Origin of the sequence: Pseudomonas frederiksbergensis (assembly GCF_000802155.2) — a bacterium.
Classification (GTDB): Bacteria; Pseudomonadota; Gammaproteobacteria; order Pseudomonadales; family Pseudomonadaceae; genus Aquipseudomonas; species Aquipseudomonas frederiksbergensis_A.
On record NZ_JQGJ02000001.1, the window covers coordinates 229,753 to 244,081 of the forward strand.

13 protein-coding genes are annotated in these 14,329 nt (G+C 59.6%); 7 read left to right on the top strand and 6 right to left on the bottom strand.

Annotated features, from left to right (window positions below):
* Positions 1–23 precede the first annotated feature (23 nt).
* Genes JZ00_RS00995 through JZ00_RS01010 form a run of 4 tightly spaced genes read right to left on the bottom strand, consistent with a single transcriptional unit; the run spans position 24 to position 5,150 of the window.
* A complete protein-coding gene (locus tag JZ00_RS00995) occupies positions 24–245 on the bottom strand; it encodes a formate dehydrogenase subunit delta (RefSeq protein WP_039591225.1) in 222 nt (73 codons plus the stop codon).
* Positions 242–3,118: a formate dehydrogenase subunit alpha gene (gene fdhF / locus JZ00_RS01000; protein WP_039591228.1), complete on the bottom strand. Its 2,877-nt coding sequence runs from the start codon at positions 3,116–3,118 to the stop codon at positions 242–244. The genes JZ00_RS00995 and fdhF overlap by 4 nt, the downstream gene beginning before the upstream one ends.
* A complete protein-coding gene (locus JZ00_RS01005; protein WP_039591230.1) occupies positions 3,115–4,674 on the bottom strand; it encodes a formate dehydrogenase beta subunit in 1,560 nt (519 codons plus the stop codon). The genes fdhF and JZ00_RS01005 overlap by 4 nt, the downstream gene beginning before the upstream one ends.
* Positions 4,668–5,150 carry a formate dehydrogenase subunit gamma gene (locus JZ00_RS01010; protein WP_039591232.1) on the bottom strand — a complete coding sequence of 161 codons (483 nt, stop codon included), beginning with the start codon at positions 5,148–5,150 and terminating at the stop codon, positions 4,668–4,670. The genes JZ00_RS01005 and JZ00_RS01010 overlap by 7 nt, the downstream gene beginning before the upstream one ends.
* Positions 5,151–5,825: 675 nt before the next feature.
* On the opposite strand from JZ00_RS01010, the gene JZ00_RS01015 reads away from it, so the two are divergent.
* Positions 5,826–7,952, top strand: coding sequence for an RHS repeat-associated core domain-containing protein (locus tag JZ00_RS01015; protein ID WP_235433036.1), 2,127 nt, complete (start codon positions 5,826–5,828; stop codon positions 7,950–7,952).
* 317 nt (positions 7,953–8,269) lie between these two features.
* Here JZ00_RS01015 and JZ00_RS01020 read toward each other — a convergent pair whose 3' ends face one another.
* Entirely contained in the window at positions 8,270–9,199 is a 930-nt protein-coding gene (locus tag JZ00_RS01020; protein WP_045156115.1) for a LysR family transcriptional regulator, read from the bottom strand.
* Between the two features lie 125 nt (positions 9,200–9,324).
* Between JZ00_RS01020 and JZ00_RS01025 the strand changes: the two genes are divergently transcribed.
* Both JZ00_RS01025 and JZ00_RS01030 read left to right on the top strand, forming a co-directional pair.
* Positions 9,325–9,774 carry a cyclophilin-like fold protein gene (locus tag JZ00_RS01025; RefSeq protein ID WP_039591234.1) on the top strand — a complete coding sequence of 150 codons (450 nt, stop codon included), beginning with the start codon at positions 9,325–9,327 and terminating at the stop codon, positions 9,772–9,774.
* 19 nt (positions 9,775–9,793) lie between these two features.
* Positions 9,794–10,822, top strand: a complete 1,029-nt coding sequence (locus JZ00_RS01030) for an alpha/beta hydrolase (RefSeq protein WP_039591237.1) — start codon at positions 9,794–9,796, stop codon at positions 10,820–10,822.
* Between the two features lie 35 nt (positions 10,823–10,857).
* On the opposite strand, the gene JZ00_RS01035 is transcribed toward JZ00_RS01030, so the two are convergent.
* Positions 10,858–11,592, bottom strand: coding sequence for a helix-turn-helix domain-containing protein (locus JZ00_RS01035; protein ID WP_039591238.1), 735 nt, complete (start codon positions 11,590–11,592; stop codon positions 10,858–10,860).
* Positions 11,593–11,705: 113 nt separating this feature from the next.
* Between JZ00_RS01035 and JZ00_RS01040 the strand changes: the two genes are divergently transcribed.
* From JZ00_RS01040 to JZ00_RS01055, 4 genes are all read left to right on the top strand, one after another.
* On the top strand, positions 11,706–12,326 hold the full coding sequence (locus tag JZ00_RS01040) for a YebB family permuted papain-like enzyme (protein WP_045156154.1): 621 nt from the start codon (positions 11,706–11,708) through the stop codon (positions 12,324–12,326).
* 280 nt (positions 12,327–12,606) lie between these two features.
* On the top strand, positions 12,607–12,804 hold the full coding sequence (locus JZ00_RS01045; RefSeq protein WP_039591242.1) for a hypothetical protein: 198 nt from the start codon (positions 12,607–12,609) through the stop codon (positions 12,802–12,804).
* Positions 12,801–13,127 (top strand): low molecular weight protein tyrosine phosphatase family protein, encoded by a 327-nt coding sequence (locus JZ00_RS01050; protein ID WP_039591243.1) that lies wholly within the window; start codon positions 12,801–12,803, stop codon positions 13,125–13,127. The genes JZ00_RS01045 and JZ00_RS01050 overlap by 4 nt, the downstream gene beginning before the upstream one ends.
* A gap of 331 nt (positions 13,128–13,458) precedes the next feature.
* A complete protein-coding gene (locus tag JZ00_RS01055; RefSeq protein ID WP_039591245.1) occupies positions 13,459–14,328 on the top strand; it encodes an AraC family transcriptional regulator in 870 nt (289 codons plus the stop codon).
* Position 14,329 lies beyond the last annotated feature (1 nt).

Below are 14,329 nucleotides of genomic sequence, written 5' to 3' on the forward strand. Positions count from 1 at the left end.
CACAGGGGCACAGATAGTTTTGCTTAAGTGACTCCCTCCGGCTCTTTCAACGCCGCCAACACCAATGGATGCAACACCGCATCCGGATATTTTTCCTGCCACGCCCCCAGGTCCCGGCGCATGGCGGGCGTCCAGAAGTTCTTGATGTGTTGTCGAATGCCAGCCACCGCCAGCGCCTGGTCAGGCTCGGTGGCGAAATAACGGGCGATCTCGTTGGCCATCTTGATCAGGTTCTGAGCGCTCATCGACGCACCTCGGCTTTTTCCGCATGTCGACGCTCCTTGAGCAAGCGGCGTTGTTCATCGCTGAAGGCCTGATAACGCTTCTGCCATTGCGAAGGCTGGCTGACCCGCACGATCTCCACCGCCGTCACTTTGTATTCCGGGCAGTTGGTGGCCCAGTCGGAGTTGTCGGTGGTGATCACGTTGGCCCCGGACTCGGGGAAGTGGAACGTGGTGTAGACCACGCCCGGCGCCACCCGCTCGGTCACCTTGGCCCGTAGCACGGTCTGCCCGGCGCGGCTGCTGATGCCGACCCAATCGTCTTCGGCGATACCACGGTTTTCGGCGTCGGTCGGGTGGATTTCCAGGCGATCTTCCTCGTGCCAGGCGACGTTGTCGGTGCGCCGGGTCTGGGCGCCGACGTTGTACTGGCTGAGGATGCGTCCGGTGGTCAGCAACAGCGGATAACGACCGTTGACCTTCTCGTCGGTGGGTACGTAGCCGGTGAGCATGAAACGTCCTTTGCCGCGCACGAACTCCTCCATGTGCATGGTCGGCGTGCCGTCCGGCGCGGCGTCGTTGCACGGCCATTGCAGGCTGCCGTGACGCTCCAGTTCGGCGTAGCTGACGCGGCTGAATGTCGGCGTCAGGCGGGCGATTTCATCCATGATTTCCGAAGGATGGTTGTAGTGCATCTTGTAGCCCAGGGCGTCTGCCAGGGCGATGGTGGCTTCCCAGTCGGCTTTACCGGCCAATGGGTCCATCACCTTGCGCACGCGGGAGATGCGGCGCTCGGCGTTGGTGAAGGTGCCGTCCTTTTCCAGGAACGAGCTGCCCGGCAGGAACACGTGGGCGAACTTGGCCGTTTCATTGAGGAAAATGTCCTGGACGATCACGCATTCCAGAGCGGACAACGCAGCCGTCACATGTTGGGTGTTGGGATCGCTCTGGGCGATGTCCTCGCCTTGGCAGTAAAGCGCTTTGAAGGTGCCGTCCAGCGCCGCCTCGAACATGTTCGGGATGCGCAGGCCCGGGTCGGGTTGCAGGGTCACGTTCCAGGCCTGTTCGAACTGGGTGCGCACCGCTTCGTTGGAGATGTGCCGGTAGCCGGGCAGCTCATGCGGGAACGAGCCCATGTCACACGAACCCTGGACATTGTTCTGGCCGCGCAACGGGTTCACGCCGACGCCTTCTCGGCCGATATTGCCGGTGGCCATGGCGAGGTTGGCGATGCCCATCACCGAGGTGCTGCCCTGGCTGTGTTCGGTGACGCCGAGCCCATAGTAGATGGCCGCGTTGCCGCCCGTGGCGTAGAGGCGCGCGGCGGCGCGAATCTGCTCGGCAGGCACGCCGCAGACCGGGCCCAGGGCCTCGGGGGAATTTTCCGGCAGGCTGACGAAATTGCGCCAGCGGGCAAAGTCAGCAGGCTCGCAACGCGCCTCGACAAAGGGTTGGTCAATCAAGCCTTCGGTGGCAATCACATGGGCCAGCGCGTTAAGCATCGCCACGTTGGTGCCCGGACGCAGTTGCAAATGCAGCTCGGCACGGGCATGGGGCGAATCCACCAGGTCGATGCGCCGTGGGTCGATGACGATCAACCGGGCACCCTGGCGCAGCCGGCGCTTGAGTTGCGAGCCGAATACCGGATGCGCATCGGTGGGGTTGGCGCCCATCACCAGGATGACGTCGGCCTTCATCACCGAATCGAAATTCTGCGTGCCCGCGGACTCGCCCAGCGTTTGCTTGAGGCCATAACCGGTCGGCGAATGGCAGACACGGGCGCAGGTGTCGACGTTGTTGTTGCCGAACGCCGTGCGCACCAGTTTCTGCACCAGGTAGGTTTCTTCGTTGGTGCAGCGGCTGGAGGTGATGCCGCCGATGGAATCGCGCCCGTACTTGAGCTGGATGCGCCGCAGTTCACTGGCCGCATAGGTGACCGCCTCGTCCCAGCTGACTTCCTGCCACGGGTCGTGGATGTGCTTGCGGATCATCGGCGTGGTGATGCGATCCGGATGCGTGGCGTAGCCCCAGGCGAAGCGGCCCTTGACGCAGGAGTGGCCGTGGTTGGCCTGGCCGTTCTTGTCCGGGACCATGCGCACCAGTTGTTCGCCTTTCATCTCGGCGCGGAACGAGCAGCCCACGCCGCAATAGGCGCAGGTAGTGATGACGCTGCGCTCCGGCTGGCCGATCTCCACCACGCTTTTGTCGATCAGCGTGGCCGTCGGGCAGGCTTGGACGCAGGCGCCACAGGACACGCATTCGGAGTCGAGGAAGTTCTCGCCGCCAGCCGCTTCCACCCGGGAATCGAAGCCGCGCCCGCTGATGGTCAAGGCAAAGGTGCCCTGGATTTCCTCGCAAGCGCGCACGCAGCGACTGCAAACGATGCACTTGCTCGGGTCGTAGTCGAAATACGGGTTGGACACGTCCTTGGCTTCGGCCAGGTGATTGGCGCCTTCGTAGCCGTAGCGCACCTCGCGCAAGCCCACCTGCCCCGCCACGGTCTGCAATTCGCAGTTGCCGTTGGCCGGGCACGTGAGGCAGTCCAGCGGGTGGTCGGAAATGTACAGCTCCATCACGTTGCGGCGCAGCGTGGCGAGCTTGGACGTTTGCGTGCGCACCACCATGCCGTCGGTTACCGGCGTGGTGCAGGATGCGGGATAACCGCGCATGCCGTCGATTTCCACCAGGCACATGCGGCAAGAGCCAAAGGCCTCCATGCTGTCGGTGGCGCACAGTTTGGGGATGGTGGTGCCGAGCAAGGCCGCCGCGCGCATTACCGACGTGCCGGAGGGGACGCTGATTTCGCGCCCGTCGATGGTCAGGCTGACCTGCACGTCGCTTTCGCGGGCCGGGGTGCCCAGGTCGATGTCGCTGGCTGGATCGAAGATCGTGATCATTGGTCGGCCTCCGGGGTCGCCAGACCGAAGTCGGCGGGGAAATGCTTGAGGGCGCTGGCGACGGGGTAGGACGTCATCCCACCGAGGGCGCAGAGCGAGCCGTATTGCAGGGTGTCGCAGAGGTCTTGCAGCAACAGCGCCTGGTCCTGGCGGGCATTGGCATCGGTGCTGGCGAGCAGGCGATCCACCACCTCGACGCCACGGGTCGAACCGATGCGGCACGGCGTGCATTTGCCGCAGGATTCCTCGGCGCAGAATTGCAAGGCGAACCGGGCCATCCTGGCCATGTCCAGGCTGTCATCGGCGACCACCACGCCACCGTGGCCGAGCATCGCGCCCATGGCGGCGAACGCTTCGTAGTCCAGCGGCGTATCGAATTGCGCCGGTGGCACCCAGGCGCCTAGGGGCCCGCCAACTTGCGCGGCCTTCAGCGGACGACCACTCGCGGTACCGCCGCCGTACTCCTGCACCAATTCGCGCAGGCTCAGGCCGAACGCCCGCTCCACCAGGCCGCCACGGCGGACGTTGCCAGCCAATTGGAATGGCATGGTGCCCAGGGAACGGCCCATGCCGAAATCACGATAGAACTGCGCGCCTTTCTCCAGGATCACCGGCACCGAGGCCAGCGTCACCACGTTATGCACCAGCGTCGGCAAACCGAACAGGCCTTGCAACGCCGGCAGTGGCGGCTTGGCGCGCACCGTGCCGCGCTTGCCTTCGAGGGATTCGAGCAGCGCCGTTTCCTCGCCACAGATGTAGGCGCCAGCGCCGACCCGCACTTCAAGTTCGAAGGCGCAGCCACTGCCGCCCACATCCGCGCCCAGGTAACCGGCGTCGCGGGCGATGCGCAGTGCTTCGTTCAGCGTGCTGACGGCGTCCGGGTATTCCGAACGCACGTAGATGTAACCCATCGTCGCGCCCACGGCGATGCCGGCGATGATCATGCCTTCGATCAACAGGAACGGGTCGCCTTCCATCAGCATGCGGTCGGCGAAGGTGCCGGAATCGCCTTCGTCGGCGTTGCAGACCACGTACTTCTGCGGCCCTTGCGCGTCACGTACGGTGCGCCACTTGATGCCCGCCGGGAATGCCGCCCCACCCCGACCACGCAGGCCGGAGTCGAGCACTTGAGCGACCACCTCGGCACCGTCCAACTGGATCGCCCGGGCCAGCCCGAGGAAACCGCCCTGGGCGCGGTAGTCATCCAGGGACAACGGCTGGGTGATGCCGGCACGTGCGAACAGCAGGCGTTGCTGACTCTTGAGATAGGGAATGTGCTCAACCAGTCCCAATGCCGATGGGTGGCTGCCTGGATCACTCGCCAGTGCATCCAGCAGGCCCGGCACGTCCTGGGCGGTGACCGGACCAAAACCCAAGCGCCCTTCGGGCGTCTCCAGCTCTACCAACGGTTCCAGCCAATAAAGCCCGCGGGAACTGGTGCGCAACAACTGCAACGGCAATTGGCGCCGTTCGGCCTCGCGGACCAGCGCATCGGCCACCTTGTCCGCACCGACGGCGCGGGCCACTGAATCACGGGGAACGCACAAGGTCAGCATGGGCCATCCTCCAGGCAGCCATTCACCAATTGGCGCAGGCGTTCCGGGGTCAGCCGTGCATGCAGTTCACCATCCAGCTCCAGGGCCGGCGAACAGACGCAAGCGCCGAGGCAATAGACCGGCCGCAGGCTGATCGCTCCGTCGGCACTGGTGCCGTGATCGTCCAGCGAAAGCTGTTCGCGCAACTGCGCCGCCAGGCCCTCGGCCCCCATGCTCTGGCACGACTCGGCCCGGCACAGGCGCAGGGTATGGCGCGCCGGTGGCGTGGTGCGAAAGTCATGGTAGAAGCTGATGACGCCGCGCACTTCAGCCTGGCTGAGGTTGAGGGCATGGGCGATTTCAGGGACGGCGGTGTCGGGAACGTACCCGCAACCTTCCTGGATGGCATGGAGGATGGGCAACAAGGCACCGGGAGTGTCCTTCTCGCGCGCCAGCACGCTGTGAATCAGAGGCAGGTGAAGCGTCTCATCAGGCATAAACGTACCTCGGCATCTCGAACGACAGCGCCGCGTGGCGGTGGTCGTTCGGAGTCTTGGCTAGGGCGTGCGGCCCACGTCACGGTTACGTGGCAAATCCGATCGCCATTCTTGCTCGCCGGCCAGGTGTCTTTGGCGCACTTGGTCCGGGGCATCTTCACAGCTTGCCACTCCCGAAAGGTGGCGATTGCACATGGACGACTAAACGTGTTCTGAAAGCGACCAAGCGGGAAAAGTTGTCCTACGCCGCGGGAAGTCAAATACACAAGTGATTGTAGGTGACGCACAGCGATCGGTGGCTATTGGCCGTTTTCCTGACTGCCAGCGTGGTGACTGCTTTGCTGGATCACAACACAAGGTTACAAACACACTATATATGTATCGTTTTACAGCGCTCCATCCCACTTATTCACCTGAATGGCAGTCGATCGTTTTTTGATAAAAAAGGAACGTCTTATGAGGCTAGGCCACCCGAAACAGGAACGCTCGTCTATCAGTCGGACCGTCGGAGCTATCACGCCCGCAATAATCGCTCACTTGAATTTGATAGCAACGGAAGGCTAATTGCGCTTATTAAATCAGGTAGCACGCTGAGCATTACCTATTTAGACAACATTGCGACCGTTACTGATGGTTTTGGTAACACCTTAAAATTTACCGGACGAACTGGGTCGCTTGCTGCGCTCAGTGGGTGCGGCCGGCCAGACAAGCCAGAGACAGTACGACCTCAACGATAATCCGATCGCGCTGACCAATCCCCGCAATCACATTCACCAACGGGCCTTTGACTCGTTGAACCGATTGGTGACGAATACTGACCCGCTTAATGGCATCACCCAACTTGAGTACGACGTTCAAGATAACCTCACGCACGTCCGCGACCCACGTGGTGTAACCACCCAATATCAATACGACGGCCTGGGGAACCTGACGCGGTTGAACAGCCCTGACAGCGGCGCCACTGACTATCAGTACGATACCGCAGGCAACGTAACGCAACAGGTGGACGCGCGTGGTGTGGTCACGACTTTTACCTACGATGCGCTCAATCGCCTGACCGCCCGCCGCTATCTGACGAACCCGGCACTGGACATTCAATTCCACTACGATTCGATTGCCGCCGGTAACAAAGGCGTCGGCCGACTGACAGCCGTGGAGGACGTCAACGGCGTGCTGAATTACACCTACGACGCCCAAGGCAACGTTACAGCCCAGCGGCAAACAGCGCCCGCAAACACAGCGACTCAGCCAGAACAAATCGGCTATGGATACGATGTCGCCAATCGGTTGAGCAGGATCGATTATCCAACAGGTTTCAGCATCGTCTACTCACGCAACACCGCTGGGCAGATCAGCCAAGTGCAGGTCCGGCGCAGCACGGGGCAGCCGACCGCGCTCGCCAGCAACATCACGTATCAACCTTTCGGTCCGCTTAAAAACCTGACCTGGGCCAACGGGACTACGCTTCAACGTACCTACGATCTGGACTACCGGCTTACCGCTCAAACCGTTGCAGGCCAGAGCAAGACCTACGCCTATGATGCCCATGGAAATATCACCCAAATGCAACGCGGTTCACTCGGCAACCTTGATTACAGCTATGACCCGCTGGATCGCCTGATAGGAGAATCTACGGCTTTCAACCGGATGACTTACGTTTATGACCCTGCGGGTAACCGCACCCGAAAAGCGCTCAGCACGTTGATTGACGGCGAGTTGCGTGTCACCGCTGGCACGTCTTATCAGTATGGGACGAGCAACAATCGGTTGACGCAGGCAGGCACCCACTCGGTAGACTTCGACGCGGCAGGCAACCTGACCGCAGACCGCGCCAATCGTCAGTTTTCCTACGACGAGCAGAATCGCCTGAGCAAAGTGAAAATCAAGGGTGCTGTCAAAGCTCGGTTCCGCTACAACGCTTTCGGCCAACGAACCAAAAAAATCACCTCTCAAGGCACTACAACATTTATCTACGGGTTGAGTGGCGAACTTCTTGGCGAGCACGTATTCGATAACCAAGGCAAGAAGCTGAAAAGTCAGTTCTATATCTGGCTCGAAGGAGTGCCCTTGGGCGGGATCAGTGTGAGCTACGGTGCAACGGGCGCGCCAGCAAACAGCGCCGAGTTCTACCTCCATAGCGACCACCTCAACACACCGCGGATCGCAACGAACGCGGCGCGAACCAAGGTATGGGAGTGGGTTTCCGATGCATTTGGTACTAAGGAAGCCGGCGGACAACTGGAAATCAATCTGCGCTTTCCCGGTCAGTACTACGATGTCGAGACTGGACTCCACTATAACTATTTTCGTGATTACGACCCGAAAACTGGACGCTATGTGCAGAGTGATCCGATTGGGTTGGCGGGTGGTTTGAATACTTACGAATATGCAACGGCCAATCCGTTGAATGTTATCGATCCTAAAGGACTTATGGGTTATCCCAACGGCCCTACGCTTATGCCAGGAAAACAGGTCGTTCGTTACGGCCTTACCGCTTGTCTTGGGATGTACTGTGCGTCCTATATTCAAGGAGATCCTACCGCCATAGGATCCCTTGGAGTCGGCGGATTGGGTGCTGCGATACTAGTATGTGAACTGCCCCCTCCACCAGAAACAAATTGTGGTCCTGACTGGAAAGATCATATTCCCAACGGTGGAGTCGTATCCGGGGCGCCGGGCCGAGCCGGTCTGTTCTTAGGAGGACAACTGAACCCCGACGGAACACTTTGCGCCTATGGCGGACTTATGGGCGGCATTCCGGGGCCCAACTACAGCACTGGCCCCATAGAGTACAAACAATGATCACATATGTTTTTTCGTTACTGGGCTTGACTTATATAAGCCTGATGATAATGGCGTATCCCCATGCAAAAAATGGCCAAAGTATTGTAGTGGCCGGACCATGGTGGTGCCTCTATAAGAATAGCTATAAAGAAAGCGTTGGAAATCTCTGCAATTTTGGCAGAGTCATCCTAGGACTCGACCTAATCCTTCTTGCTTTTATTTATTTATAGCGACACCAAAACGGTTTCTGTATCAGACATCGCTTCATAGGGAGCGACCTTCAAAGGGCCAGCCGCCAACAGCACTCTGAAAACGACGGCTGGTGCTTTTTGGTCTTACGGGCCAGCAGGCAAAGGTTTCGAGGCATCCCCCTGGGCGTCCTTGCGCAACGCATTGGCAACCAGTGTAAATGCAGGTGACGGTTGTCGCCGGCTCGGATAGTACAAATAGTAGCCGGAGAATGGCGGGCACCACGCTTCCAATACCCGCACCAACCGACCCTCCTGAAGGTACGGTTCAAATTCTTCTTCCGGCAGGTAGGCAATGCCCAGCCCGGCCACTGCCGCCTGCACGATGTGCGTCGACGTGTTGAAGATGAGCTGGCCGTCCACCCGCACGTTTACTTGCTTGCCGCGTTGCTCGAAATCCCAGACATAGAGCCCGCCGGAGGTCGGCATGCGCTGGTTGATACAGCGATGGTTCATCAGGTCGCGAGGATGCCCGGGGATGGGGCGGCTGGCGAAGTACTCTGGCGAAGCCACGGCGCCCATCCGCAAGGGTGGGCCGATCGGCACCGCCACCATGTCCTTGTCGATGGTGTCGCCCAAACGCACCCCTGCATCGAAACGGTCGGCGACGATGTCACGAAAGCCGTAGCTGACATCAAACTCGACGTTGATATCCGGGTAGTCGTGCAGCAACCCGGTCAGTTTCGGCAGCAAGGTGGTGCGCAAGACATGGTCGCCGCAGGTGATGCGGACGATGCCGGCGGGCTTGTCGCGCATTTCCGTGAGCCTATCCAACTCGGTTTCGATCTCATCGAAACGATTGCCGATGGCGTGCAGCAGGCGTTCGCCCGCAATGGTCGGCGAAACGCTGCGGGTGGTCCGCGTGAGCAAGCGGATCTGCAGGCGTGCTTCAAGACCACTGATCGCCTGGCTCAGAGCCGACTGGGTGACGCCCAATGCGCCGGCAGCGCGGGTGAAGCTGCCCTCCCTCGCCACCGTGACGAAAGACAGCAGATCGTTGAGATTTCTTTTGACCATGGCGAAAGCACTTCAAGCGGATTGATTAGCCACGCTTATAACCCTGTTAAGCATTAATTAGCTAGTCGCACCACTGCCCACCGGTCACCATGTGCCCCATGAATAGAAACCCATGGACAACTGCGATGAGGTCGGCCCGGCTTTTGTTGTTGCTGGTGATGCTCGTGCTTGGCAGCTACGCAACGATCAACGGCGCCGCGTCGGCATCTTCCGCAACGGAGGAAACGGCTATGTGGATGAGCGTCGGTGAACAGCGCTTCGCCATCACCTTGACCGACAGCGCTGCCGCCCGGGCGCTTGCCGGGCTATTGCCGCTGGCGCTGGAGATGAGCGATCTCAATCGCAACGAGAAATACGCAACCCTACCCCAACCGCTACCCGCCAAGGCGAGCAGGCCGGGAACGATCCGCAACGGTGACCTGATGCTGTACGGCAAGGACACCCTGGTCGTGTTCTACAAGGACTTCGACTCAACCTACGCGTATACGCGCCTGGGTCATATCAACGACGCCTCTGGTCTCGCCCAAGCCCTGGGGCCGGAGTCCGTGAAAGTGACGTTTACCCACGATCGATAACCCACATCGACAGGCCCCCATGAAAAAAATCCTCGTTTTATTAACGCTTTTCGTCACGTCTCTTTCAGCGATAGGAGCCGATATGTCCAACGGCGCAGACAACTTCTACACCAGCGATGAAGTGACCGTGCAAAAGGTCAATTTCAAGAACCAGTATCAAATGAACGTCGCGGGCAACCTGTTCATCCCGAAAAAACTCAACGGCAAGACCAGCAATCCGGCAATTGTCGTGGGCCACCCGATGGGGGCGGTTAAGGAGCAAAGCGCCAATCTCTATGCCACGAAGATGGCGGAAAAAGGCTTCGTGACGCTTTCCCTGGACCTCTCATTCTGGGGCGAAAGCGAGGGGCGGCCACGCAACGCGGTCTCGCCGGATATCTACGCCGAGGACTTCAGCGCCGCCGTGGATTTTCTCAGCGCCCAGCCTTTCGTCGACAAGGAGCGGATTGGCGTCATCGGCATCTGTGGCAGCGGCAGCTTCGTGATCAGCGCCGCCAAGATCGACCCACGCATGAAAGCCATTGCGACTGTGAGCATGTATGACATGGGCGGCGTCAATCGCAACGGGTTGAAGCACTCCCAGACGCTCGATCAACGCCGAGCCATCATTGCCCAAGCAACACAGCAGCGTAACGTGGAGTTCGCTGGCGGTGAAACGCTGTACACCAGCGGTACGGTGCATCAGTTGGATGAAAATACCCATCCGATCCAACGCGAATTCTTCGATTTCTACCGCACGCCACGCGGCGAGTTCACGCCATCGAGCTCGTCCAGGGACCTGACCACGCACCCGACGCTGACCAGCAACATCAAGTTCATGAACTTCTACCCACTCAATGACATCGAGACCATTTCGCCCCATCCGATGCTCTTCATCGCGGGCGCCGATGCGCACTCCAGGGAATTCAGCGAAGAGGCCTACAAGCTTGCCGGTCAGCCCAAGGAACTGGTGATCATTCCTGGGGCCGGGCATGTCGATCTGTATGATCGGGTCGATCTGATTCCTTTCGATAAGTTGACGCGCTTCTTCCAGAGCAATCTGAAGTGACCCCTGTTCCAGCCCGATAAGGCCCTCCTTATCGGTTAACCCCGCTTCAGCCTCCTGAACGCCTGCGGCTCCCAGACGCGCATCGCCAGCAACAAGGCAGTCCCCCGTTTTTCGGACAGCGGCGCGGCCAACGATTCGTCGTGAAGCGCCGCCAGCTTGCTGCGCAATTTGTGGATTTCGGCTTGCAACTGGGCGTAAGCGGGATGGGTCAGCATGCCATGGGCGAAGTGCAGGGTTTCGTCGGGGCTGTCGAATCGGCTGGCCATGAAGTCCGGCAAGCCCTGTTTGAGGAAGAACCCTCGGATAGGGCCGTCCGGCAGCCAATCAAAATCCCGCGCTACCAGCAGCCTGATGCGATTTCCCGGCTTCAGGTCCGCCAGTCCCATCCGTTCCAGCACAATCAAGTGGCTGATGCATTCGGCTTTGGTAACGCTGTAGGCAGACACGATGTCGTCCAGCGACCAGTGATTCAGCGCACACACCGCCACCAGCAAGAGCTTTTCGTTCGAAACCAGTTGCGCTTCCTGTTCCCGCGCCAGCATTTGCAGGCGTGGGGTTGATCGCTCCGCCTCCTCAAGCAATTCAGCCATCGTCATGCCCAGCAGTTCACAGAGCTGGGCCAGGCGTTCGACTGTCAGGCGTCCGCTGGCCAACAGGCGTTTTACACTGGGCTCCGACAAGTCGAGCGCTTGGGCCACGTCGCGATAGGTCAGGCCGGCAGCCTTGAGGCGCTTTTTCAGGGTGGAGATGAGTTGGACAATTTGAGTCATAAGTATTGATATCCGATACCGTTGGTATAAGCTTAGCGAAATTATGATTAGAACGTTGCGAAATACGCCACCTCCTCCCCATGCTGAAAACTCCAGACAGCCGAGCGACCAGCATGTTTATCAACAAAACCGCAGCACTTGATTCCCCAGCACCCGGTGGGCCACTCGCGGATGACCTGCGAATTGGCGACATGGTGTTTATCCGCGTCACCGCACGCCCGTTCCTGGAGGTCGCCAACGCGACGAACGCATGGACAAACCACGTGGGCGTGGTGGTCGACGACAGCGGCGATGAGCCGTTGATTGCCGAAAGTACCTTTCCGTTTTCACGCACCACCTCGCTCTCTCGCTTCCTCCAGCGCTCCGAGCACGGGCATTGCGCAATCGCGAGGCTCACGCGCTCTCTCACCGACACGCAACGCAAGGCGCTGAAAAAGGCCGCTGATCATCGGCTAGGCACGTTTTACGACACCGGTTTCAACATCAGCTCGCGGCGCCAGTTCTGTTCTCGTTTCGTTCGTGAGGTCATCGAAGAAGCGACCAATATCCAGGTCGGACACGTGGAAACGTTCGCGACCTTGCTGCAAGACAATGCTGATCCAAATCTCGCGTTCTGGCGGCTGTGGTACTTTGGCCGGATTCCTTGGCAACGCCGTACCGTCACGCCGGCAAGCCTGCTTCGAAGCCCGGCGGTACAGATCATTTTCGATTCCCAACTCAAGGGTGCCGCATGATCGATGACGTGAAAGCGCCATCCGCTTCAAGGTCACCAGCCTGCCTCACCCGGCGCAGCCTGCTTCAGGTGGGCATGACCGGGGCGTGACCAAACTCCCCGGCGGCCCGTTGATTCGCAAGGATGGGATAAGTATTACCTGGAGTAGTGTCAGATTGAGTGATGCACGCAGCCGATGCCGAAATCGGGACGAGGCCTAGCCATTGCCCATATTCCTGCTTATGCGGTTCCGACTCGTATTACCGCGGCTGCTGAACCCGGTACTCACGAGGAAACAAACCATGGAAAGAAGCCGCGCCTGGCGGCGTACGCAGGCCCGTCGTAAACACGGTAATGACAAACCGGCTCGTCGGCCGGAGTTCAAGCCGGAAAAAAACTGGAAGCTCATGTATACCCGTGCCGACAAGCTCGCCAGGGCACGTCAACTCGGCATGAGCTATCCCATCAGCAGCACTCGCCAACTGTTGGATCAAGTGTGACAAACCTTCTGTTCGTCTGCAGTCGTAACCAGTGGCGCAGCCCCACGGCGGAGGCAATCTGGCGCCGCCGCCCGGGCTTCAGTGTCCGCTCGGCGGGCACCAGCCCTAACGCGCGCAGGCACATCGGCCCAGCGGACATTCGCTGGGCCGACATCATTTTTGTCATGGAACGCAAACACCTGAATCGCTTGCAGGCCGAATATTCCCGACTGCTTGAATACAAGCGGATCCATACCTTGGATATTCCCGACGACTATCGCTACATGGATCCGGAGTTGGTAGACATACTCGAAGACGCGGTGAAGCGTCATCTCAGCGTTTAAGCCAAGTGCATCGTCAACCAGGATCGAAACATCATGGATGAACGACGGGCGTAACACTGGCCTTTCGTTGCTGACGCTTGCCGGAGAACGCTGCTAGGGTCTGTACGAAATGTGTTCGCGCGAAGGCCAGACAAGGCGAAACGGGGCGAGGAAGCGCAGTGTACTGGAGTACATGAGCATTCCGAGCCCCGTTTCAACGCAGTATGGGTGAGTGCGGATACATTTCGTACAGAGCCTAGTGCCGAGCTACGCTCTTTGAGCAAACACGGCTAGGCAGGCCCGTGGCCGATAGTCGACTCTACACGGACCGCATTTCCAAGAGCCATTATCCGTGCCTGAACAACCGAGCGATTTCGCTTACAAAAAACGCTTCGACGCCGTCCTGGCCTACATCGACGCCAATCTCGAAGGTGATCTTTCGGTGAAGGCGTTGAGTGACGTGGCGAACTTCTCGGCTTATCACTTCCACCGGCAGTTCACGGCGTTCATGGGCGTGCCCGTTTCGCGTTATGTGCATCTGATGCGGCTGCGACGCGCGGCACATCAGTTGGTCGCCCTTGCCGGTTACTCGGTATTGGACGCCGCGCTGGATGCGGGTTTTAAAAGCCCCGAGGCATTTTCCAGGGCGTTCGGTCGAGCGTTCGGCATGGCGCCAAGCGTGTTCAGGAAGAACCCAAGCTGGCAGGTCTGGAATACGGTGTTTGCCATCCCCCATTTTTCAAGGAATATCCTCATGCAAGTTCGAATCATCGAACTCCCTGAAGTCAAGGTCGCCGCGCTGGAACATCGTGGACCGGCTGGGCTGGTCAACGAAAGCGTGCGCCAGTTCGTCCAATGGCGCATGCAGAGCGGGCAGTCGCCGGTGGCATCGAGCCGTACGTTCGGCATTCCCTATGGCAACCCTGATACCACACCGCCACACGCTTTCCGCTTCGCGATCTGCGGTGAGATTAGTGGGGATGTAGCGCCGAATGCGTTCGGTGTCCAGCCGCTCATCATCCCCGGCGGACGTTACGTCGTGGTTCGCCACGTGGGGTCACCTGATCACATCGGCGAAACGATCTACCCGATCTACCGCGACTGGCTGCCCGCGAGCGGCGAAGAATTTCGCGACCAGCCGCTGTTCTTCCATTACCTGAGCGCCTATCCCGAGACGCCACAGGATCAATGGCAAACCGATGTGTATGTCCCGCTGCAATGAG

What these genes read in the sequence shown, in the direction of transcription:
- JZ00_RS00995 (WP_039591225.1), bottom strand. Translation starts at nt 245, where the DNA reads ATGAGCGCTCAGAACCTGATCAAGATGGCCAACGAGATCGCCCGTTAT.
- fdhF (WP_039591228.1), bottom strand. Translation starts at nt 3,118, where the DNA reads ATGATCACGATCTTCGATCCAGCCAGCGACATCGACCTGGGCACCCCG.
- JZ00_RS01005 (WP_039591230.1), bottom strand. Translation starts at nt 4,674, where the DNA reads ATGCTGACCTTGTGCGTTCCCCGTGATTCAGTGGCCCGCGCCGTCGGT.
- JZ00_RS01010 (WP_039591232.1), bottom strand. Translation starts at nt 5,150, where the DNA reads ATGCCTGATGAGACGCTTCACCTGCCTCTGATTCACAGCGTGCTGGCG.
- JZ00_RS01020 (WP_045156115.1), bottom strand. Translation starts at nt 9,199, where the DNA reads ATGGTCAAAAGAAATCTCAACGATCTGCTGTCTTTCGTCACGGTGGCG.
- JZ00_RS01025 (WP_039591234.1), top strand. Translation starts at nt 9,325, where the DNA reads ATGAGGTCGGCCCGGCTTTTGTTGTTGCTGGTGATGCTCGTGCTTGGC.
- JZ00_RS01030 (WP_039591237.1), top strand. Translation starts at nt 9,794, where the DNA reads ATGAAAAAAATCCTCGTTTTATTAACGCTTTTCGTCACGTCTCTTTCA.
- JZ00_RS01035 (WP_039591238.1), bottom strand. Translation starts at nt 11,592, where the DNA reads ATGACTCAAATTGTCCAACTCATCTCCACCCTGAAAAAGCGCCTCAAG.
- JZ00_RS01040 (WP_045156154.1), top strand. Translation starts at nt 11,706, where the DNA reads ATGTTTATCAACAAAACCGCAGCACTTGATTCCCCAGCACCCGGTGGG.
- JZ00_RS01045 (WP_039591242.1), top strand. Translation starts at nt 12,607, where the DNA reads ATGGAAAGAAGCCGCGCCTGGCGGCGTACGCAGGCCCGTCGTAAACAC.